We start from the raw sequence: 22,983 nt of genomic DNA, 5'->3' as shown, positions 1-22,983 counted from the left end.
GGAAGAAAACTTCCAGGCTTTTCTATTTGCTTGAAAAAGCGAATTATTTTATCACTGTGAATTTCTTGGTTAACGTTCCTTCTTCAGTAGATACGCGAATGAGGTAAGTACCTGCATTCAAATCCTGAACTGAAACCGGGATGATGCTTTTGTCAATAGCTTTATGGCTGTCGAATCCAACAATTTTACCATCCAGCTGAGCCAAAGTGATGTTGGCGTCTGTAGCTTTTTCAAAGTTTAAAGAAACTTTGAGCACTCCATCGGCTACCGGATTAGGATATACTTCCATGGTATGATCTGCTAATGGCTTCTCGTCTGTACTTGAAACCAAGGCAAGCTGAAGTTCCTGAATTGGAGTATTTACACCTTGGAATCCATTGAACCATTCTCCGGCAGCATCTATCACAAAAGTTGAAAATGCCTGAGCATTGTAACTTTTCTCGTTGCTGATGGAATGGAAAATTGGAACCGCACCAGTTGGTGTTGGTGGATGTTCTGTTCCAATGAAATATCTGGAATTGGGTTTCAACAAGATGCCAGGATCTCCTGTATTAAAATCAGTCAGATCCACTTCTATCAATTGAAAATTCTGCTCTGTTGTTCCTGTAAAAGACTCTGCCGATAAAATTTCAATCGATGGAGAAGTGATACCTCCAGTTCCATCAAAATTTGACCAGTCTTGTTCAATATCGTCATTGACTTTCAAAAAATAAATAGATACAGAATATGCATCTAAAGTTCCACCCGGATTGGCCACCATTGAAAAACGCGTTTTAGTTGCTTTCCACTGATCATTTGCATTCCAACAGTTTGAAGTTCTGTAAAGGTTTCCAAAAATATAACCTGCACCAGATCCGGCTCTAACTCCACTCGTTGCACGTGGTGCTTTTGTGTAATCGTCAAGGGATACTTCAAAAGAATCGAGACGTATGTTATCAATCTGATTGTAGTCTCCATTTGCATCCAAACCATAAACGGTATAGCGGAAATAATACCTTCCAAATGGCAATTTATTTGGAACAAAGTAATTGTCCGTACGGAATGTTGTATCGTCATCAGTAGTTTCGAGTCTGGCAACAATAACAGAGTCTCTGAAAAGCACTGTTTTTCTGTCGATATCGAGAATTTCTCCAACCAGAACCACATTCGTTTGAGCCATGCTGCCTTTGTTGTTCAAATTGGCAGAGAAGATCATCGTATCAAAGCAGATCTGATCTTTAGGCTGACGATAAGCAGCAGGTGTATAGAAATGACTGTTCAAAGCCAAATCGAATGCAGGTACATCGATTAACTGAACATCGTCGATGATCCAGAAGTAATATTCGCCTTCAAAACGGAAGCGAATCTGGACATTGGCTTGCTGAGCAGCAACATTCGAAATGTCAATTGTAATTTGATTGTTGGTTGCCGTCTCCTGATTAACAGGAATGGTTTCATTCACCTGGAAAGAAGTCCAGTTTGCGCCACCGTCATTACTGATATCGACAAATGTAGTGGACTGGAAATTCCGGTAATACTGATTGAATTTCAAAGCAACACCCGGGAATGCTGAACAATCGATGACCGGGCTGACTAATACTCCGGTGTGAGGAGCCGGACACTTGCCATTGCCAAAATTGCCAACAATTCCTGCATTGTCGTAAAAGTCGGAGTTGAATACCATGGCCCCATTTGCACGCGATGGAGACTGGATTTGACCTCTTGCGCCCCAGTAAGCACCTCCGGCAGCATTCGCGGCTGCGCTGTAATACCAAGTAGCCGAATCGGCTTTTGCCGGATCGGCAGAACTTAAGCCCTGTGTAGTCCATCCGTTCATACCTCCCATAAATGTAGAGTTAGGATCTGAAGGTCCACCCCAAAGGATCGTTTGTGCCTGGACAAGGCCAAGGCTCGTGAATAAAATTGATAAAACTGTAAAGATTCTTTTCATAAAAACGGTAAATTGATGAAAGTGAATAATATTTCTTTTAAAAAAGCCCACAAATATAGTACTTGAACATGGTTCAGCGGCCATTTTAACAAATTAACTCTTCAAATGCTGCAGTAGCAAGGCTTTATCCACCAGAGCTACCCCAATCTTCTCGCAAACCTGTCCGCCCGCTTCATTGCAACTTATGGCCATAAACTCATCAGATAACGTACAAGCTTTGCAAATCGCTGCCAGACTGATCACGGTATCTCCGGCACCACTGACATCCGTAATTTTTCGGGCTTTGGTTGGATAAATTTTGCCAGTTTCTCCGGTCTGCACCCAGATCCCCTCCGATGCCAGCGTGATCATTAAGGTTTTGCATTGGAGCCGGTCCATAAGATATTCTGAAAGTTCGGGCAGTTGGTCTAATCCTTTAAAATTTCCGGGATATTGCTGTAAAGCCTCTTTCAGATTCGGTTTAAACAGGTCAACACAGTTGTATTCAAAGAAATTCTTCTTTTTGGGATCAACGGCTATCCTGACATCGAAAATCCTTGCCAGATCCAGAATTTTAGAAATCCATCCGGAATGTAAAAAGCCCTTGTTGTAATCCTGTAAAATCAGGACTTCGGGTTTGTTTTGAGCAAATAAGGATTCCAAACACCGAAGGGCCTCATTTTGGTATATGGAAGATAAGGGTTCCTCACTTTCGACATCGATCCGGGTAATCTGGTGCCCATCGGCCATCACCCGGGTTTTAACCGTAGTCGGGCGCGAAGGATCTTCGATAAGAATTGTAGAATCACAGCCCGAATGCTCTAAAAGTTTTTTAATCAGGAATGCATTTTCGTCTTGACCGGTAAGTCCGATGAGACTCACTTTGCATCCCATGGATTTGAGGTTGGCTGCTACATTGGATGCTCCTCCGGGTTTGTCAAACAGCTGTTTTTGCAACACCACAGGCACAGGCGCTTCAGGAGAAATGCGGAAAGCCGAACCTGTGATGTATCTGTCGATCATGATATCGCCGAGTACAGCAATGTGAATGGAAGATAAATCCCTGCTTAAAACTTCTAGATCTTTATTAAATGTTGGGTTCAAGGCTTTAAATATGTTTTTAAAACTTCAAAGATCCGGTCACTGGCACCTAAATTTTCTGCAAAGTACGCCAGTATTTTTTCTTTATATACCATCGAGCTTCTCTGGGTTCGTATGGCAAAACCCACCAGTTCGTGTTTGTATTCAATGGGGTAAGCCAGGCCCCGGTTGATCAACTCTGCAGCTTCCGGGAATTTTTGGTAACGTGGTCCAAAACAAACGGGAATTCCATAGACAGCGGCTTCCAGGATGTTGTGAATGCCTTTACCAAAGCCTCCTCCGACATAAGCCAGGGATGCATACCTGTAGATGTATGCCAGATGGCCTATTTCATCGACTATAAGTACTTTTGATTCCAGGGAATCGACGTATCGGGAATAAAATTGAAACTGCCCATGAAAAGCTTTGCTGCAAGCATCCAAATTGCTTTTGTCGATTTTATGTGGGACCAGGATCAGTTTCCACCCCCGTTCGATCAGGTTTTTTAGACCCGGAGTCAGAATTTTGAAATCTGAGGACCATACACTGCCACAGATGAGTACGGGAGCATCGGCACAAAATGAATTCAACCGGCCGTCGGAATAGGACGCCCCGGCAATTTTATAAACCCGATCCATACGGGTATCTCCCGCCACCGAAATATTTGTGTATGTTTTTGCTTTGAGGTAAGTTTCACTTGGCTTATCCAATAGGAAAATATGTTTGGCATTCATAACCCGTTTCAGAAAGGATTTTAAATACCGGTGTAGCAAAAAGTGATTTTTTCTGAAGATGGCAGAGATAAAAAAGAACGGAATCTTTCTTCGATGAAGTTGGGAGAGCAGTATAAACCAGAAATCGTATTTAACAAACACGACTAAATCCGGATGAAGAAGATCCAAGAATGATTGTACATCCGAATAACGATCTGATGGAAAATAACAGACCAGATCAGCATGTGGATAGTCTTTTCGTTTTTCAAAACCCGAAGGGGAAAAAAAGCTCAGCACGATCAACCAATCCGGAAATTCAGCTCTGATTTTTTCCAGAAGTTCTCTTCCCTGTTCAAACTCGCCCAGCGACGATGCATGAAGCCACAAGCGCTTTCTTCCGGTAGAAGGATATTGGTTGTTGAACACCTGCATTTTTGTCTTCCAGTTTTTTCGTCCGGCAGTAAATGCTTTCGCAGAGTTCAAGAATGGGGACATCAAGCGAATGCCTCCGAAATAAATTTCCATCAAAATGCCATACAGGACTAACATATGTTAGTATTCGATCAATTCCGAGGAACTTTGCGGATAAAAGGGGAGGTAAATGGCCAGTTTCATCTGAATCATCAGGTCCAGTCTCGATTTTCCGAGCTCTGATATGCCCAGATCATAGTGGTAAGATCTTTGATTTTTTGTAAATCCAAAAATACTTTCAATACCGGCGTAGTATGAAAATTTTCCACGGTTGGAAAGAGATTCATAACCCAGCGAAGGAATCAATGCAAATCCATTGCTCAGCCGGTCGAGACCTTTGACGAGGCTGGAATTGAACTGAGGCAAAGAACTGGCATCGTCGACAAAGCGGATTTTGTGTTCAAAAAAACCGAATCCAAGTTGCCATTTCAAACTGAGGCGCTTTGTTGTTTTTTCCGACAGAGGAATTAGTCCACCGGTGGCTGCCTGAATGAGCCATGCCCTTTCCCGGAGTTTCATTTCGCTGAGTAATTCATCAAAACCAATGAGCAGGCCTTCAAAATCTGTGCGAAAAGGTTTAAGGACATCTTCCCGTACATCAGAACCAAAGATGAGGCTGTACCGGATCGCAAAATTTAGAAGTTCGGATTTGGGCTGATAATTCAGACCGGCTCCGATACCCAGGTGGGGCCCATATCTGTTTGACAAGTCAGCGCCTGGAATGCCCATGACGTAATGGAATTCGGGAAAGAGCACCGCAGTTTTCTGTGCTGATGCATTGCATATCGAAAAAATTATTGGGAACAGCCTGGCAAGGCAGATATTACCGGTGAGGATTTTAATCAGTTCCATAATATTCAAAGTTCAAAAATAAGTCAGATGAATGGAATTATGCAGGGGATGAGGTGAAACTGTCCATTTATATATTAATTAATTATATTATAACTAATTACATATTTATTTTATCATAATGTAATTGAAATACTTCTTTCCTGATTTGTGTATCCAATACTGCTTCCGGCTTCTTATGTACATTTGCAATCAAATGAACCCTGCTAAAATATTAATTACCGGTGCGGCCGGTTTTATCGGATCTCATCTGTGCGATCGTTTTATTCGCGAAGGATTTCAGGTTATTGGAATGGATAATCTGCTTACGGGATCGCTGAGTAACATCAGTCATCTTTTTAAATTAAAGGAATTCGAGTTTTACCATCACGACATAAGCAAGTTCGTACATGTGCCAGGTAAGCTCGATTACATACTTCATTTCGCATCACCGGCTTCGCCCATCGATTATTTAAAAATGCCTATTCAAACCCTGAAAGTGGGTTCTTTGGGGACTCATAATTTACTGGGATTGGCCAGGGAGAAGAAAGCAAGAATATTGATCGCCTCGACATCTGAGGTTTACGGAGATCCATTGGTTCATCCTCAGACTGAAGATTATTGGGGGCATGTCAATCCGATCGGGCCGCGTGGGGTTTACGATGAGGCGAAACGCTTCCAGGAAGCCATTACGATGGCATATCATCGGTATCATGGTCTCGAAACCAGAATTGTCAGAATTTTTAATACCTACGGACCCCGGATGCGGGTGGATGATGGACGGGTGCTTCCTGCATTTTTTAAACAGGCTATATTAGGTGAAGACCTCAGCATTTTTGGAGATGGTTCTCAAACGCGTTCGTTCTGTTATGTGGACGATCTGGTAGAAGGTATATACAGGCTGCTGTTCAGCGATTATGTGAACCCGGTCAATCTCGGCAACCCACAGGAAATTTGCATACGCGACTTTGCAGAGGAAATTTTAAAATTGGTCCCGGGCAGCCCTTCCAAAATAAGCTACCATCCATTGCCCGAAGACGATCCGAAACAAAGAAGGCCGGATATCAGTCTTGCTCAAAGAATTCTCGGGTGGGAGCCATTGGTCGACAGGAAACCGGGACTTGCCAGGACGTATGCTTATTTTAAGGAAGTGTTGTCTGAAAAAACTACCTAAAAAAATGGATAAAAGGCTTTTGGTTACGGGTGGTGCAGGATTTATTGGTTCGCATTTGGTGAGAAGACTGGTGCAGCAGTATCCGGACTACAAAATCTACAATTTGGATCTGCTCACTTATGCTGGCAATCTCGAAAATTTGTCAGACATAGAGCACTTCGGCAATTATCATTTCATCCGGGCTGATATAACAGATTTTATTAAAGTCGCAGAAGTTTTTAACAATTTCGGGATCACCGATGTGATCCATCTTGCTGCAGAATCTCATGTCGATCGTTCGATTTCCGACCCAACGGCATTCATGAAAACCAACATCCTGGGTACGATGAATTTGTTATTGGCCGCCAGGGAAGCCTGGAAATCCGATTATTCTGCACACCGGTTTTACCACATCAGCACCGATGAAGTGTATGGGTCGCTGGGACCTGAAGGAGCGTTTACAGAACATACAGCCTATGACCCCCGCTCGCCTTACTCGGCGTCCAAAGCGGGTTCAGACCATATGGTACGAGCGTTTTTCCACACCTATGGACTACCTGTGATCGTGTCCAATTGCTCTAATAATTACGGGCCGAATCAGTTTCCGGAAAAGCTGATCCCCCTCATTATCAACAACATATTGCATCAGAGAGAATTGCCGGTGTACGGACAGGGATTGAATGTACGCGACTGGTTGTGGGTGAAAGATCACGTTTCGGCAATTGACCTTTTGTTTCATCAGGCAAAACCCGGCCAGACATACAACATTGGCGGGCGATGTGAAAAGACCAATATTGAACTGGTAGGTATGCTTTGCGACCTTATGGATCAAAAACTAAATCGAACTCCTGGCAGTTCCAGGCAATTGATCCGTTATGTAAAAGACCGGCCTGGCCACGATTTGAGATATGCCATAGATTCTGGTAAGATTGAAAATGAATTGGGCTGGAAACCTTCCATCGGGCTGGAAGAAGGCCTGGTAGCCACCATCGATTGGTATCTTTCACACCAGGATTGGTTGAAAAATGTAACTTCGGGATCCTATATGGATTATTACAAAAAACATTATTCAAAATAATAATGTGTCCGGATGCATATGCATTCAGAAAACATGATGAAATTTATACCTGCGATTTAAATCATGCATTGCCCATGAAAACATTGTATTGCTTTATTCTCGTGGTTTCTTTGGTAGTCCTGAATACTGGATTATGGAATTTGTGTGCACAGAGTATTCCTTACTCTGAATCAAAAGCCAGACAGGAGTTGGAATCCAGAGGAATCAGCGAGGAGGAATTGAGGATAAAACTGTTGGAAAAAGGAATTGATCTGAATAGTCTGGATCAACTCACTGCGGAACAAGCCTTGTCCATCCAATCGGAGATTGAATCCGCAATAAAAGAACTGGAGCAGGAAAAGTTGGAAAAATCATCCAGAAAAAATATCCCGTCGGCAGTAGATAAGAAATCAAATCAAGCCGGGAAACCGATTGGAAACAAAGAGCCAGGTATCGATGACAATTCAGGAATTCAAAAAAAAGACAGCTCAGAAACACCATTGCAATCCGGGACGAATGAACTGGAAATCTGGGGGCATCATATTTTTAAAGAGAACAGGTTTAAAGTATATCGTTTTGGCGAAGACCAAAACCCTCCGGGGAATTATGTTTTAGGGCCGGGCGATGAACTTACCATCAGCATCTGGGGATTAAGCCAATACAACGATGTTTTTGAAATTCAACCGGATGGATACATCCTGCCATCCAGGATGCCCAGAATATTTCTGAAAGGACTTTCGCTGGATAGGGCAAGAAAACTTGTGAGAGATTTATACAAGCGGTATTATCGATTTCAGGACCATCAGTTTGATCTTAGCCTGAATTCATCCCGGACCATCAATATTAATGTTTTTGGTGAAGTCAGACAAGTTGGAGGGATTTCGCTTCCTGCAGTGAATACAGCTTTCAATGTTCTGGCTGCAGCGGGAGGGCCAACCGAAATTGGAAGCGTCAGAAGAATCAAAGTTATACGACAGGGGAAAACGAGCATTTTGGATGTATACAAATTCATGGAGTCGCCACAGGTAGAAAAGGACTTTTATCTGGATCACAACGACGTCCTTCAGGTACCGGTTGCAGATAAGGTTGTTCAAATAACAGGGGCAGTCAGCAGACCATACCGTTACGAATTGCTTGAAAATGAAAATCTGAATCAACTTTTACATTTTGCCGGAGGCTTGTCTGAAGATGCTATTACCAAGACCATTCAGATTGAACGGATCCAAAACGATAAACGAGTCATCATCGATGTTCCTTTTGATGATTTGCGAAATAAAAAAGCGGATTTTGCTTTGAAAAAAGGCGACAAGATTCAGGTTTATGCCATTCAGACAAAGGCAGAAGAACTTTTGTTCGTGAGCGGAGAAGTGCGGGCAGAAGCGGGGTATCAGTTTGTCGAGGGAATGAAAATTTCAGATTTGATTTCCAAAATTGATTTCACCAGCGAATCCAATCTCGACATAGCTTTTCTAAAAAGGAAAAATACCAATGGAACATTCTCTATGATGAGAGTCAACCTGAATGCAGTTTTAGGCGGTGATGTCAAAGAAAATTTGATGCTCAAGGCGCAGGACGAATTGAGGATATATAAAAACAGCAATTTTGTCGACCAGGCCTATGTCAGTGTGCATGGAGCCGTCAGACAGGAAGGAAAATTCAATTTCAATCCGAAGGAAGATACCCGGGTTAAAGATCTGATCTTATTATCGGGGGGATTAAAATCGGATGCCTACAACAGTGCCCTGTTGTACCGCAAAAATCCAAACAACAATAAAGACCTCGAAGTGATCCGGGTACAGCTGGATGAAATCATGTCTACTGAAAATTCAGGATTGAATATCTATCTCAAAAATTTCGACAGCCTGGTGATCCTTTCTCAAAGTCATTTTGATGATGCCTTGTATGTCGAAATTTCAGGAGCGGTTAGAAATCCCGGAAGGTATGCTTATGGGAAGGGGATGACCCTGACTGATCTCGTCAGCCTGGCCAGTGGTTATACTTTTTTTGCTGCATCAAACAGGATTGATGTTTTTCGCATGCAGGTTAAAAACGGAGAATCCGCCAAAACCGTTGTTAAAACGATCAGCACAGGTATTCCTTTACAAAGCGGACCGAATTCTTCGAATTACGAATTGGAACCCTTTGACATCATTGTGGTGAGAAGCCAGCCTGAATTCAGGTTTCAGCAAATAGTTCAACTTGAAGGTGAAGTCAAATATCCGGGGCCCTATGCATTAATCAATCCTAACGAACGTTTGTCTGATTTGGTCACGCGTGCGGGAGGTTTGAGTCCGGAAGCTTTTCCTGCAGGGGCAACATTATTCAGAAGCAACGACAGCATTGGATATGTCGTCATTGACCTCAATCTTGCCTTGGAGAAAGTAAAATCTCACGCCAATATCATACTCAAGGAAGGCGATTATATTTTTATTCCCAAACAGAAAGATCTGGTGAGAATTGCAGGTGCTACCAATGCCCAGGACCTGTATCCCGATAAATTATTCTCCAACAACAACGCCATTTCAGTGGCATTTCAGGAAGGCAAATCGGCCAAATATTACATCGATCATTATGCAGCAGGAATTTCCAAAACAGGAGATGCTCAAAAGGTTACAGTGGAGCATGCCAATGGCCGGATCGATCGCACCCGAAATTTTTTATTTTTCAAGGTATATCCAAAAGTTACCAAAGGCTCTGTGGTCAATGTTGGCTACAAGGAGCAGAAGCAAGCCAAAATCAAAAGCGAAAAGAAGGATGTAGATTGGGCTAAAGTTGTTGCTGATTCAATAGCTCAAGCTACAGCGATCTTATCGTTGATCTTATTGATAGATCGGATTGATTAGCAGGGAAGGGATTGTAAAGCTTAAAGCTTAAAGCTCAAAGCATAAAGCTTAAAGCTCAAAGCATAAAGCTCAAAGCATAAAGCTCAAAGCATAAAGCTCAAAGCATAAAGCTCAAAGCATAAAGCTCAAAGCATAAAGCTCAAAGCATAAAGCTTAAAGATGAATGTTCAGCTGAAATTTCAAAAAAAGTTTAATTTATAGGAACTTTTAGTTTTAGTACCTGTTTTTCTTAAAAGTCGAAAAGTCGAAAAGTCGAAAAGTCGAAAAGTCGAAAAGTCGAAAAGTCGAAAAGTCGAAAAGTCGAAAAGTCGAAAAGTCGAAAAGTCGAAAAGTCGAAAAGTCGAAAAGTCGAAAAGTCGAAAAGTCGAAAAGCCTCAATGTCCCTTAAAAAATCAACAAGCCAATCCTCCAGGCATTAAATTCGTAATCATCTGAATCTTTAAATAAAGTATTCAGATCGTAATTGACTCCAATATGAATTCTTTTATAGCCGATGGAAGCACTCAGTCCGTAATTGGTTTTTGTAAAGTTGTAATCTTTATCCAGAATGAGTTCAGCTTCTTCGTCATCAGGAGTTTTGTATTCCAAAGTTTGGGTATGCGAAGTGCTGAGACCTAGATATCCACCGAGATTTACAGCAAATTTTTTGGATTTGAATTGAAGTCCTAAAGGGATTCGGAAAAAACCCAAATCCAGTCTTGAGCGATCAACTTTTTCTGTGGGGCTTGAAAAAGTTACGTCACCCTGAACCAGACTTAATTTTTGAACATTTTTCTTTTGAACAAAACCCCGGTTGTCCCAGCCGATTCCATAATAAAGACTCCAAGGACTTTTTGCCGCGCCCAGTCTTGTATTAAGCAGGATATCAAATTCTCCAAACCAACTGTAGGAACTCCCTGTATTAAAATCGGGATAAGTAATAGCTGAATTCTTTTTCCCTTGCTTTAAACTGTTCCAATACATTCCGTATCGCAATTTAAACGAAGTTCTTTTTTTGTTACCCGACAACAATCCCATCGGACTTCTCCCTGAACCCATATCCGGCATATCAAAGTCCTGTGGGGTGGTGTCAGCCGGCATTCCATTCGTCGATATATCTTCATGATTTACTGTGGATGTCGTTTGGACTGGCTCATAACTTAGTTTTTCATAACCCTCATAAGATACTGCACTCAATTGACTGAGAATTTCTCTTCCGTTATACTTATAGGTCTCCTTATCGATTTCACCTTTTTTGTAATTCTCTTTTAGCTTTCTGAAATCTTCTGAAAGCTGTAAAACCTGGTCAAATGTTTGGCTTTCAATGGCTTGAATTTCCTGCGCATTTGGGGTTAATGCCTGTAAAACCAAAATTAAAATAATGAATTTTTTCATAAAAATTGTATTGTAGGGTTAAAATTAAGCCAATTCCTGAATTTTAAGTATTCCTTTTGGTTGAAAAAATGATGCATCAATGTCCCTGATCGATTTGTCCGTCGTAATCAATGCCTTGTTTTAACAACAGTTTTCTGACCGCATATCCAAAAAATGCCAGGTAGGCAAAACATACAACTGTTAGTCCGTATGAACGGTGAATCCCAATGCTGCTCAAGTCAGCAAGTTTGCCCTGGAGAGGCGGGATGATCGCTCCACCTAAGATCATCATAATCAGCAGGGCTGCACCCTGGCCTTCGTATTTACCCAGCCCTGCAATGGAAAGCGAAAAAATGCAGGGCCACATGACGGAACAAAATAAGCCCCCACTGAGAAAAGCATAAATTGAAACGATGCCGCTGGTAAATAATCCGGTGAGCATACAAACCATTGCCAGACTGCTGAACAGTATCAAAGTTTTAGCCGGTTTATCACCAGCCAGAAAGAAGGCCAGGATCAGCCCCGCCACACAAATGATATAAGCATTCAAAGGGCTCATGTCTTTACCGGCAATTCGATTCACCAATTGAACGACACCGAATGCGATCAATGGAACGACGATCATCATTATTTTTTTGGTCTGGACGCTGAGTTTGAAAACAGGAAGTGCACCTGTCCATCTTCCAATCATTAAACTTCCCCAAAACATCGAAATGAAAGGGGCAATGGCAGATGTTTGGATTTGTCCGAATTCAGGACTTTTTAAAAGTTCGCCCATGTTGCTTTGAATCGTAACTTCTACACCCACGTACATAAATATGGCAAGCATCCCTAATGATAGCTGAGGATATTTCAAGGCGCCCCAGCCGGTTTGATTTTTTTGAGACCAACTGAATGAAGCCCATAAACCTGCAAACAATATAACCAGAACGGCAATCAACCAGAGCATCCGGTTCCATTCGACCCCCTGCAAATCAGCTTCACTCCATTCTGTTCTGTAACTGTTGAACACCTGCATGAAACAGGCGATGAAACCGATGGTCATGGCCAGTAATAGCCATACAGCTTTAGGGGCGCTTTCAAAATTACTTTGCACGCTGGCATCCGGAACTTTTTTGGAAAATGCAAACAACAAAGCGGCGATCAAAAACAGCAAGCCTACTCCGATATAGAGCCCAACGACTCTGTTGAGACTTAAACTTTGCAATGCCTGATCGTCGTAATGTGTTGCTCCAAAAAGGGCCAGTGCTACGATGATCGGGCCAATAGCTGTTCCAAACGAATTGATTCCACCGCCCAGGTTGACCCGGTGTGAACCTGTTGAAGGATCGCCCAGAGAAATGGCAAAGGGATTTGCAGCCGTTTGTTGCAAAGAAAATCCTAACGCAAGGATAAAAAATGAAACCAGAAAAAAAGTAAAGCCATTTTCTCTCGATCCAAATTCAACACTGGCAATCATGGCTATGGAGCCCAGCAAAGAAAACAACAAACCATAGATAATACTTTTTTTGTAACCCCAACCTGAAACCAAATCGTTTTGTTTCCAATTGCTGTAAACAAACAAAAATAAAGCACCCAGATAATAAGCGCCATAGAAGGCGAAATCAACCAACTGGCTTTGAAATTGGTCGAGTTGAAAATAATCCTTGCAGAATGGAATGAACACTCCATTGCCGGATGCGATAAAACCCCAGAAAAAAAATACGGTGATCAGCGTAGACAATGCGCCGTAATTGGTTGGAATTTTGTTTTGTTGCATGTAAATTATGTTATGACAGTTGGATAAAATATCAGGTTCCGGGTGAGCTGATTTTATTTTTTATAAATACGAGTATGGAGGAAACTTCCTTTAAAGTTTTTTCTTCCAGCGAATTTGCTTTGTGCAAATATTCCTGTTTTTTTTCTTCGTCGTCGAGAGCCATGGCATTGATTTGTACGTTTAATCCTGCACCCTGCACTGCAGCCTGGATACAGAGAGCTCCAACACCTGCATCGCTGATGGAATTTGGATTTCCCTTTTCTGCCATACTTCGGATGAGTTCCAGACAAGAATAGGCTACTTTCATGGTCTTGTAAGGCACTTCAATGGCATGTTTATTGGCCATTCGTATGGCTTTTTTTCTTGCTTTCTTTTCTTCTATTCCGGTTTTCGGCAAACGGAAGGCTTCGATGATTCCATTGAAAGCGCGGGTATCTTCATCGACCAGAAAAAGCAATTCTTTCAACTTCGAATGTGCTTTTTCAGCTACACCGGAGAAAAATTCCAATTGTGATTCATAAGCTTTTTTGTGAGCTGTGAGATTCGCCACCATGGCAGCCAGTGCAGCTCCCAGAGTTCCGGCATAGGCGGCCACAGATCCTCCACCCGGAGCCGGATTTTCAGATGCGGTTTCCAATGCAAATTTTTGGAGGTTGAGTTCAGCCAGCGGATTTTTTTGTTCTTCAAGCATATATTCTATGATTCGTTCTTCGGGGCGAAATTCCGAGACACTGTTCAGGCCGAGGGATCGCACTGCCATAGCGATGATTTCTTGTTCACCCAAGCCAGATGATCTTTTTTGTCTGGATAAATAAAATTTTCCTGCATCGATCAGAGCTTTCTTGGGGACCAAGCCAACCAACTCTGATCCCGTGACCAGTAATCCATGTCGTTCGGCGGATGTTCTGCAAGCTTCAAAAGCCTCGTGGAGTGCAGTTTGCGCCATGTTGGTCAAATTCATGGATACCTGAGCAGATCCGTACTCCTGAATATACCAACCTATGGCTTTAACAGATGGACACATACCATTCGACCGCATGATTTCCCCTGCGGCATCTCTTTTTAACTGTCCGGTTGCGTCATCTTTGAGGGGTCTTCCATTTTCGCGCACGTCAAATGCAACTTCATTGGCGAGTTTGACGGAAGTGGTATTGAGATTTACGTTATAAGCAATCAAGAAATCCCGAGCACCGATCACTGTGGCACCTTCTTTAGGGTTAAACTCTGAAGTTCCGTAATCCGGGCGCCATTCATCTTGTTTCATTTTTTCTTCTAATCCTTCATATTCACCGCTCCGGATGTTTGCCAGATTCTTGCGGTGCCCGGCACTGGCTGCCGCTTCGTAGAGGTAAACCGGTATCCCCAATTCCTTGCCAACACGTTCTCCCAGTTTTTTAGCATACAACACCGTTTCTTCGAGATCCAGCCCATGAACCGGTATCAATGGGCAAACATCTGTAGCGCCCATTCTTGGATGTTCACCCTTATGCAATCGCATGTCAATTTTTTCAGCGGCCATCCGAATGGCCTCGAAAGCAGCATCGATAACGGCTTCAGGGCTTCCGGCAAAAGTGATCACGGTTCGATTGGTTGATTGTCCCATGTCGACATGAAGCAATTTTACCCCCGAAACTCTGGAAATGCATTCGCTTATGGCCTGAATGACAAGTGGATCCCTGCCCTCGCTGAAATTGGGTACACATTCGATTATTTTTTGGGCTTTCATCCGTTTTATTTGTAATTATGTGCAAAATAAAGGGATATTTTGATATGTCATGCATTCGACGTTGCAGCTTAATTATACTCCTGTTATGGGTCCGGCATTTCGCTGCTCAGTCCGTCTCGATTAGTCCTGAAATCAATATTAAAAACGATTTCGCTTATTATTTTTTTAATCATCCAAGTGGTCATATTTCCTTGGTACGGGATAAATCATTTCGGTTGAGTATCCAAACCCTGGATAGGGAATTTAACTGGAGTTCGGAAAAATCGATAGAATTAAACGGTAAGAAATGGAGGGTAGTGGACATGTACCAAAACGAGGAAAATCTGAGTATTTTATATTCTACAAAAACTGAAGAAACGCAGCATTTGATGCTGGCACATTATACGACAGGGGGTGTTTTATTAGGCGAACGGATACTGTTAGATCAATCTCAAATGCCTTTGACGAGATTTGTTTCTGCAACTTCTTCCGAACACAATACATGGATTTGCATCCGATATGAAAATGCCAGGAATGAAAAATCTATTTTATTTTACAACCGCCAAAAAGATTCCATTTATTATAAAAAATCAATTCAGGAAATAGGAGAAGACGAAGAAGATCTTCGAATTAAAAAAATATTAATTTCAGAATCCGGGATCGTTTATTTGCACATTAAAAACGAAAATTCTGACCAGAAGAAGAATAAAAAAACGGAATATGTACAGTCGATTGATACGGAAGGACGGTTATCGGTGAAGCATTACTTAAATCCTAACGAATTAAAACTGTTTCAGACCCGGATCAAACACGATCCCATCAACGATAAACTGGTCATGGCTGGTCTTTATTCTGAAAAGAATGGTAAATATCCCGAAGGTTATTATTTTGCACAAGTCAACTTTCATTCTGAAAATAATAATACTGATCTGAGAAAAATTCCATTTTCCCAGGAGCTGATGAAAGAATGGAAAGGACAAGTGAATCACAAAGGAGAATGGCGAGATGGTGAGCTCAAATTGCAGGACCTGGTACTTACCCGAAATGGGGGCTGTTTGTTGTTTTTTGAAAATACCAAAGAGATCAGCAGGAGGCCTTATTTTTCTTCTATAGATCCTTCGACAAATTTTGCTTCTCGCTGGTTTGATTATTATTTTGACGATGTACTGGTGGTTCATTTTTCGCCTTTGGGTGAACTCAATTGGGAACGCGTATTGCCGAAAAGGCAGTATTCACAGGATGATGACGGGATATTCAGTTCATTTTTTATTTTTAGTACTTCTGCATTTCTACGTATTATTTTTAACGATGCAGTAAATTCCGATGGAACGGTTTCGGAGTACCTGTTAAAACCAAATGGCGATCACATCCGGAAAAGTGTTTTAAATACGAGTTATAAAAATTTAAATCTCCGGTTCAGGGATGCTCTGGAACTCGATGCCCAAACCATCATCATACCGAGTGAAGATAACGGAAAGTTATCTCTGGTTCGGATCCGTTTTGACCGGAATGAAAATTGAACAAGGTTGGTTAAGTGTTGTAAAATATTGTTTATCTTGTCTGCAGATTAGGCGGGGCACTATTTGCATCTGATATAATTCACATAGATTTAATATCTCTGATGGTTAGATAAATAGGAAATTTCAGTAACGGATAAATGACCAGCCTTAATTTAAATCTCATAAATATTTAACAAATGAAATTTATTTTCAATCTGATCAAAGTAGCTTTTGCAATTGCTGTGATTTATATCATTGCGGCTTTTTTAGGAAAATCAAGTTACACTGTTGAAAGAGAAACCTGGATAAAAGCCCCACAGAAGCTGGTCTTTAACCAGATCTCTGTTTTCAGAAATTGGGAGAACTGGTCCCCCTGGATCGAAAAAGATCCCACCGTTAAAAATAGTTATGAAGGTCCTGACGGGGATCCCGGATCTGTCATGAATTGGGAAGGAGATGAAAACAAAAGTGGGACCGGATCTTTAAAAATTGAAGCGGTCAATGCGCCACATTCCCTGAATTATTTGCTGACTTATAAAGTGCCTTTTGAAATGCAATCGAGGGGAAGTTTTCATTTGACGTATGAATCCGAAGACAAAACAAAGGTTAAATGGAATGACCAGGGCGACATCCCTTTTTTCTTCAGGCCCATAATGATGTTTATGGATATGGATAAACAAATAGGCCCCGATTTTGAAAGAGGATTGTACAGAATGGATTCGGTGTGTTCAAGTCTCTATCTTGAAATGAAAAAGATAATGGAACAGGACAGTATGCAATTGGCTGTGCCCGATGTACAATAGAGGTTAAAATTCTATAACAAGTAAACTTGCCATACAACTAATGCTTGTTAGTTATAGTTACAACCAATTTTAAACACAGAACATGCACTGACAAGTAGCATCAGTAAAATGACGAATGCCGACAATCTTTCCGTTTTTTCTATCAAACCGACTTTGAATACGATGTAATAAATCTGTTTCATCATTCTCGAAATATCTTCTAAGTGCATAGCAACATAAATCTGCAATCTGGACAAGACTTGTAAGCTCAGAATTTACAAAAAATGGAGTTTCAATAATATGCTCTATGGTTGTCCATAAAGTTCCGTGACGATGGAACTTCTTCATTAATTCAGTATGTTTTCGAGAAACAGTGTCGTTGTTATCGTGTATTAATGTTCCAAAAAGTTTTGAGTTTTGTGTGCTTTTACTCACAATTTTCATATACTGCTCAAAACGAGAAACAAGTTGTTCCAATGACTGCTCATCCACTGTCTGTTGTGCTCTTGCTGGGTCAAAATGAATCTTATTTATACACTCAGCAAACAATCTTGAAAAAGACCAGCTGCCTACTAAATCAGCTAATTCTTGAATAAATGCGATTCTCTCGTTATGAGTCAAATGTATGTATACCTCTGTTTGACGATAGTTTTTCCTTGTCTGTTTTTAGTGACTTTTATTCTGACTCTTTTGGAGTTTCAAAAGTTCTGCTTTCCGCAATTTTAAAACTTCGTGACGTCTTTGAGCATAATCCATTGCCTCAAATCCAACTATTCTACTTTGCTCCAGGTATTTGCGGACTATCCATCCTGTATGGACTTCTGAATCTTGCAAGCCATATTTACCCTTGATCTTCGATATTCCTATCTCACATTTTTTCCAATAAGAAATGGGTATTGAAAGACCTGCCAAAACATAGTGACTGGTATTGCCTGGCACCTCTGGTGTCCCTGATTCGTCTAAGTAACAAAAATATACCATTGACTAAAGGGCATAAAAAAAGCGACTGGTATCAGGGAATTATTCCCGTAGTAGAGACGCTTGGCGACTCTTCCCAGACGCAGGTACAAAACTATGACATATTTTTGTAAAAAACAAAGAGTCAGATAAAAATAGAAAAACTGATGGGAACAACAGGTTTGGCGTAATATCGGTTGCGGTGCTTCGGATGACAGTTTTAAGATTCAACAATAAGTTGCGTTTCGTATGAACATCAGTGGTGAAAATCGCCACCTTCGCCACGCCGCAAAAAGTTCAATTTGATATGGTTAATGAATTAGCTCATGTATTTTTGATCTTATAAGTTGCCTCGGAGTTCCTGTTCGCGCTCTATAGCCTCAAACAGGGCTTTGAAATTTCCTTTTCCAAAGGAACGGGCACCACGTCTTTGAATGATTTCAAAAAAGACAGTTGGGCGATCCTGAACAGGTTTTGTAAAAATTTGCAAGAGGTAGCCATCATCATCGCGATCAACCAGGATGTTCAGGCGTTTAACCTCATCTAAGTCTTCGTCAATTTGGCCCACCCGTTCAGTTAGCGATTCGTAATAATTGTCGGGTACGTATAAAAAGTCAACGCCGTTTTTTCGGAGTTGATCGACAGTCGTCAGGATGTTATCGGTTTCGATCGCTATATGCTGGACTCCTGCTCCCCTGTAAAACTCCACATATTCTTCAATTTGTGATTTTTTTCGCCCTTTGGCTGGTTCGTTGATCGGAAATTTTACGTATCCGGTTCCGTTTGAAACAACTTTGCTCATCAATGCGGTGTATTCGGTCGAAATGTCCTTATCGTCAAACGTAATGAGCAATTTAAAACCCATTACATCCTGGTAAAATTTCACCCATTTGTTCATGTCGCCCAATTCGACATTGCCCACGCAATGATCAACATATTTCAGTCCGGTTGATTTTGGTTGAAGCAGGCTTTTTCTCGGATGAAATCCGGGCATGAAAGCACCATTATAATTATTACGTTCGACCAAAGTATGGATTGTTTCTCCATAGGTCTTAATACCAGCTATGATGATTTGACCACCATCATCATGCAGTATTATGGGTTCAAAAGCGGATTCAGCACCTCTGGATATGGCTGTTTCATATGCTTTGTTTGCATCTTCTACCCAAAGCGCAAGCGCTTTGACACCGTCTCCGTGTTTTAGGACATGTTGTGCTATTTCGTGCTCAGGCAGCAAAGCAGAAGTAAAAACAAATCTTATTTTATTTTGCTGTAAAACGTAAGAACAAAACTCGCGGTTGCCTGTTTCAGGACCTTTGTATGCCACCCATTCAAAACCAAAAGCGGTTTGATAAAAATGTGCAGCCTGTTTGGCATTGCCAACGTAAAATTCTATGTAATCTGTGCCCAAAATGGGAAACGCATCTGCCACTTGCTGCGGTTTTAAATCTGTCAATGTTTGCATGTTACGTGATTTGAATTGCCATTAAAAATAATCGATCAGGATGTAATATTGTTCATAAGGATCCCTCCGGTATGGCCGTTGCTCAACCAGGATTTATGGTAATCGGGGTCTTCTATCCCTGCTGCTGCTTCTGTCATCAGCAAAGGTCTGAATGTATCGACCATTACAGCGAGTTCTCTGGTTTCTTTTGCACCTATACTTTTCTCGATCGTTCCCGGATGTGGTCCATGTGGAATTCCTCCGGGATGCAGGGTGATCATGCCTTTCTCAACATGTTTTCTGCTCATAAAATCGCCATCGACATAATAAAGTAATTCATCTGAGTCGATGTTGCTGTGGTTATAGGGAGCCGGGATAGCCAGGGGGTGGTAGTCAAACAGACGGGGCACAAAACTGCAGATCACAAAATTTTTGCCATCGAAAGTTTGGTGTACCGGAGGTGGTTGATGAACCCGTCCAGTTATAGGCTCAAAATCGTGTATTGAAAATGCAAATGGATATACAAATCCATCCCAGCCTATAATGTCGAACGGGTGATTCTGGTAATGGTAAGGATAAAGCATGTCCTGTTTTTTAATATAAACCAGGAAATCACCTTGCGCATCGTGGGTTTCCAGTGTAAGTGGTTTGCGGATGTCGCGTTCGCAAAAAGGAGAATGCTCCATCAATTGTCCGAAATCGTTGCGATAACGTTTTGGAAATGTAATGGGTCCGTGGGATTCTACAATGAGTAATCGATTCTGTGTTCCATTGAAATGTATCTGATAGATCGTACCTCTCGGTACTACAAGGTAATCGCCATAAGCAAAATCCAGATTGCCATACATGGTTTTGAGAACTCCTTGGCCTTCGTGAATAAAGATGACTTCGTCGGCATCTGCATTTTTAAAATAATAATCTACCTGGCTGGAAGAAGGTGCGGCAAGAATGATTTTACAGTCATCATTGATCAAAACCGGAATCCGGCTTTTCAGGTAATCGTTTTCCGGTTTAATTTGGAAGCCTTTCATGCAACGGTGTTTCAACTGCCTGTCGTGATAGGTCTTCGGACGAATATCTACCGGATGATCAACTTGCAAGATTTGGGTGGGTGGATTGCAATGATAAAGCAGGGAATATAAATCAGAAAAGCCTTCTGTAGAAAACAACTGTTCCTGATACAGGTTTCCGTCCTCTTTGCGAAACTGCGTATGTCTTTTTGGAGGAATTTTTCCCAGTTGATGATAATGCATGGCTGAATTGTAAATTTGAGGGCTAAAGATACGACGTTTTTATGATCGAACGGTTTGTGAGGATACAGATCTCGGGAAAGGTTCAGGGTGTATATTTCAGGGCATATACCCAGAACATAGCCAGGTCCTTGAATATTAAAGGTTGGGTGCAGAACCTCGGTAATGGTGATGTATGCATTGAGGCATTTGGAAACTTACCGGACATGGAGACATTTATCCGTTGGTGCAGTACCGGTTCGCCGGATGCACGAGTTGAAAAGGTATTTGTTTCTGATATTCCCCATTTTCATGAAGTTGATTTTAAGATCAGGAGGTGAATTTTTATTTATGAAATTAGTATGAGATTGTTCTCGCAAATAGCATTGCCTCGACGAAACACAATCGCAAATACTCCTATAGCCATATAATTTCATTTATAAATAGTCACACCCTTTTGTCGGGAAACTTTTAAGCAATACATTGAAATGGACTCAGGTTATAGATGCTATAAAAATGGATTCGGAAGCAATCATAACAATTGTTAGGTAAATTCCGACCCCATGTTTTACATGATTAAACGAAATTGTCAACTAGTTTATATATTCAAAATTATGCTTGAAAAGAAAAATGGAATTTTAATAACGATGGTTCATGCCGAACTTTTTTAATTTTTCTAATATGATCTGATTCAGTTGGGGAGAACATTTCCAAAAAAAAGCCAAAGACACAAATGCAATTGCCGAAAAAATAATTTGAGCAGCCAGATTTAAATAAAGGTTTTCAAATTCAAATCTGTTTTGAAAAACCAATAAGACCACAATACTGAGTGCAAGAATTTTTAGACTTGCCAGGGTGAAGGGTTGCATCTTCAGCAAACTGAATACGATCAAAGTTTTTAAAATATTATAAGTGGTCACTGAGATAAACGTTGCAAATGCAGCACCGGAAATACCCCAATCCGGTATGAGGTAGTAATTCAAAATGATGTTTGCAACAGCCATCCCAATGAGCAGATACAACTCGAAACGGTAAAACTGCGAGTAAGCTAAAATATGATGATTGGGTCCAGTTGCAGCATCAGACAGCCTCGCCAGCAGCAGAAAAATTAAAGCATATTTCATTCCAGCGATTTTACCTGTATTCGGCATGATGAAATGCAGCGCTTCAAAAGAGTTAAGGAGTATCACACTGAGAAAAAATGTAGCCAGCATCATGTGCAATGATCCCGTTTGGTAAAGTTTTAAAAGAGCGTTATGATCGTTGTCTTTACTGGATGCTGCCAGGGTTGGGTTGAGGACATCTGTGATGGCGGTTGCCGGAATAAAAACTACATTGCTCATGAACATCGCCAGCGTAAACAAACCCGCTGCTTCTGCACCGATCATCGAGCCTACGAAAAACGAATCGATTCTCAATGCCATCATGGCACTGGTGCCACTCATCAAGGAAAAAGCGGCAAATTTGAACAGCTCTTTTCGCCCCGGATCAAAAAATATATGCTTTTGCCACTTTATTAAGAATCCGGCTTTTAAATAAAGTCCGGAAAATAGCCAGATCAATGAAATAAGGTAGTATATGAAAATCAACAAGATGAATTCAAAGCGACTGATGTGATCCTGAATGGTGAGAATGAATACCAGTGGCAGGATCAACTTTAATACAAAGGCAGTTCGGGCTGTCCAGCTGATTTTTTGAAAATTGATGCAAAGCTGTGAAGCAAACTCATATACTACAAGCAACAGTGTAAATGGCAACAACAAAAAATAAAACTCAGCAATCGCATTTTCTGAATGAAATTTTTCAATAAAATAGGCATAGCTCAGGCAAAAGACCAAAGTAAAGAGGAGTATACCGGTAAGATAACCAAGCGTTATGAATCCGAAAAATCCTCCATGGTTTTTTTGATTTTTATAATAAGGGTAAAACTTCAGGAGTACGTTGCCAAATCCCAGCGTCACAAAAATTACGATCAGCGAAGCTGTATTGGTCAGGTAACCGTAAATTCCATAAAGTTCAAGGTCCTTGGGGTATAAAAACAAAGTACTCAAAGTTCCAATTCCTGCAGCAAGGATTTGAATTACCGAGGCCTCAATACTTTGTTTTTTGCCAGAACTCATCATAGAATGTCCCATCAGTCCAACATGTTGAAGGAATAAACAAAGTTAGCTTATTAACACCGGCTGTTTGAGAAGAACATT

General features: G+C 41.2%; 16 protein-coding genes and 1 pseudogene. 6 read left to right on the top strand and 11 right to left on the bottom strand.

What is annotated here, in order from left to right:
- Positions 1-43 precede the first annotated feature (43 nt).
- The 4 genes from IPM34_11800 to IPM34_11785 all read right to left on the bottom strand — a co-directional run bounded on the left by IPM34_11800 (position 44) and on the right by IPM34_11785 (position 5,025).
- Positions 44-1,930 (bottom strand): T9SS type A sorting domain-containing protein, encoded by a 1,887-nt coding sequence (locus IPM34_11800; protein MBK8956221.1) that lies wholly within the window; start codon positions 1,928-1,930, stop codon positions 44-46.
- Positions 1,931-2,023: 93 nt separating this feature from the next.
- Complete coding sequence (locus tag IPM34_11795; protein ID MBK8956220.1) at positions 2,024-3,013, bottom strand: hypothetical protein; 990 nt, start codon at positions 3,011-3,013, stop codon at positions 2,024-2,026.
- Positions 3,010-4,251 carry a 3-deoxy-D-manno-octulosonic acid transferase gene (locus IPM34_11790; GenBank protein ID MBK8956219.1) on the bottom strand — a complete coding sequence of 414 codons (1,242 nt, stop codon included), beginning with the start codon at positions 4,249-4,251 and terminating at the stop codon, positions 3,010-3,012. The genes IPM34_11795 and IPM34_11790 overlap by 4 nt, the downstream gene beginning before the upstream one ends.
- Positions 4,252-4,254: 3 nt before the next feature.
- Positions 4,255-5,025 carry a hypothetical protein gene (locus IPM34_11785; protein MBK8956218.1) on the bottom strand — a complete coding sequence of 257 codons (771 nt, stop codon included), beginning with the start codon at positions 5,023-5,025 and terminating at the stop codon, positions 4,255-4,257.
- Positions 5,026-5,218: 193 nt separating this feature from the next.
- Here IPM34_11785 and IPM34_11780 point away from each other — a divergent pair, with 193 nt between their 5' ends.
- From IPM34_11780 to IPM34_11770, 3 genes are read left to right on the top strand one after another with little or no spacing between them, the layout of a single operon-like run.
- Entirely contained in the window at positions 5,219-6,175 is a 957-nt protein-coding gene (locus IPM34_11780; protein ID MBK8956217.1) for an SDR family oxidoreductase, read from the top strand.
- 4 nt (positions 6,176-6,179) lie between these two features.
- Positions 6,180-7,232: a dTDP-glucose 4,6-dehydratase gene (gene rfbB, locus IPM34_11775; protein MBK8956216.1), complete on the top strand. Its 1,053-nt coding sequence runs from the start codon at positions 6,180-6,182 to the stop codon at positions 7,230-7,232.
- A gap of 2 nt (positions 7,233-7,234) precedes the next feature.
- Positions 7,235-10,054, top strand: a complete 2,820-nt coding sequence (locus IPM34_11770; protein ID MBK8956215.1) for an SLBB domain-containing protein — start codon at positions 7,235-7,237, stop codon at positions 10,052-10,054.
- A gap of 384 nt (positions 10,055-10,438) precedes the next feature.
- Here IPM34_11770 and IPM34_11765 read toward each other — a convergent pair whose 3' ends face one another.
- From IPM34_11765 to ftcD, 3 genes are all read right to left on the bottom strand, one after another.
- Complete coding sequence (locus IPM34_11765; protein MBK8956214.1) at positions 10,439-11,428, bottom strand: outer membrane beta-barrel protein; 990 nt, start codon at positions 11,426-11,428, stop codon at positions 10,439-10,441.
- Between the two features lie 76 nt (positions 11,429-11,504).
- A complete protein-coding gene (locus IPM34_11760; GenBank protein ID MBK8956213.1) occupies positions 11,505-13,166 on the bottom strand; it encodes an MFS transporter in 1,662 nt (553 codons plus the stop codon).
- A gap of 31 nt (positions 13,167-13,197) precedes the next feature.
- Positions 13,198-14,892 (bottom strand): glutamate formimidoyltransferase, encoded by a 1,695-nt coding sequence (ftcD, locus tag IPM34_11755; protein ID MBK8956212.1) that lies wholly within the window; start codon positions 14,890-14,892, stop codon positions 13,198-13,200.
- 215 nt (positions 14,893-15,107) lie between these two features.
- Between ftcD and IPM34_11750 the strand changes: the two genes are divergently transcribed.
- Positions 15,108-16,391, top strand: coding sequence for a hypothetical protein (locus IPM34_11750; GenBank protein MBK8956211.1), 1,284 nt, complete (start codon positions 15,108-15,110; stop codon positions 16,389-16,391).
- A gap of 176 nt (positions 16,392-16,567) precedes the next feature.
- Positions 16,568-17,173: an SRPBCC family protein gene (locus tag IPM34_11745; GenBank protein ID MBK8956210.1), complete on the top strand. Its 606-nt coding sequence runs from the start codon at positions 16,568-16,570 to the stop codon at positions 17,171-17,173.
- 69 nt (positions 17,174-17,242) lie between these two features.
- Here IPM34_11745 and IPM34_11740 read toward each other — a convergent pair.
- The 3 genes and pseudogenes from IPM34_11740 to IPM34_11730 form a co-directional block, all read right to left on the bottom strand.
- Positions 17,243-18,133: pseudogene (locus IPM34_11740) on the bottom strand (DUF3800 domain-containing protein).
- A 316-nt stretch (positions 18,134-18,449) separates the two neighbouring features.
- Positions 18,450-19,574 carry a 4-hydroxyphenylpyruvate dioxygenase gene (gene hppD / locus IPM34_11735; GenBank protein MBK8956209.1) on the bottom strand — a complete coding sequence of 375 codons (1,125 nt, stop codon included), beginning with the start codon at positions 19,572-19,574 and terminating at the stop codon, positions 18,450-18,452.
- A gap of 35 nt (positions 19,575-19,609) precedes the next feature.
- Positions 19,610-20,806, bottom strand: coding sequence for a homogentisate 1,2-dioxygenase (locus IPM34_11730; GenBank protein MBK8956208.1), 1,197 nt, complete (start codon positions 20,804-20,806; stop codon positions 19,610-19,612).
- A 41-nt stretch (positions 20,807-20,847) separates the two neighbouring features.
- Here IPM34_11730 and IPM34_11725 point away from each other — a divergent pair, with 41 nt between their 5' ends.
- On the top strand, positions 20,848-21,123 hold the full coding sequence (locus tag IPM34_11725; GenBank protein MBK8956207.1) for an acylphosphatase: 276 nt from the start codon (positions 20,848-20,850) through the stop codon (positions 21,121-21,123).
- Between the two features lie 297 nt (positions 21,124-21,420).
- Here IPM34_11725 and IPM34_11720 read toward each other — a convergent pair whose 3' ends face one another.
- Positions 21,421-22,917 carry a polysaccharide biosynthesis C-terminal domain-containing protein gene (locus IPM34_11720; GenBank protein MBK8956206.1) on the bottom strand — a complete coding sequence of 499 codons (1,497 nt, stop codon included), beginning with the start codon at positions 22,915-22,917 and terminating at the stop codon, positions 21,421-21,423.
- Positions 22,918-22,983: the final 66 nt, after the last annotated feature.

The sequence above is a fragment of the Saprospiraceae bacterium genome, assembly GCA_016716185.1.
Classification (GTDB): Bacteria; Bacteroidota; Bacteroidia; order Chitinophagales; family Saprospiraceae; genus Vicinibacter.
This window is presented reverse-complemented; position numbering and strand designations above follow the sequence as displayed.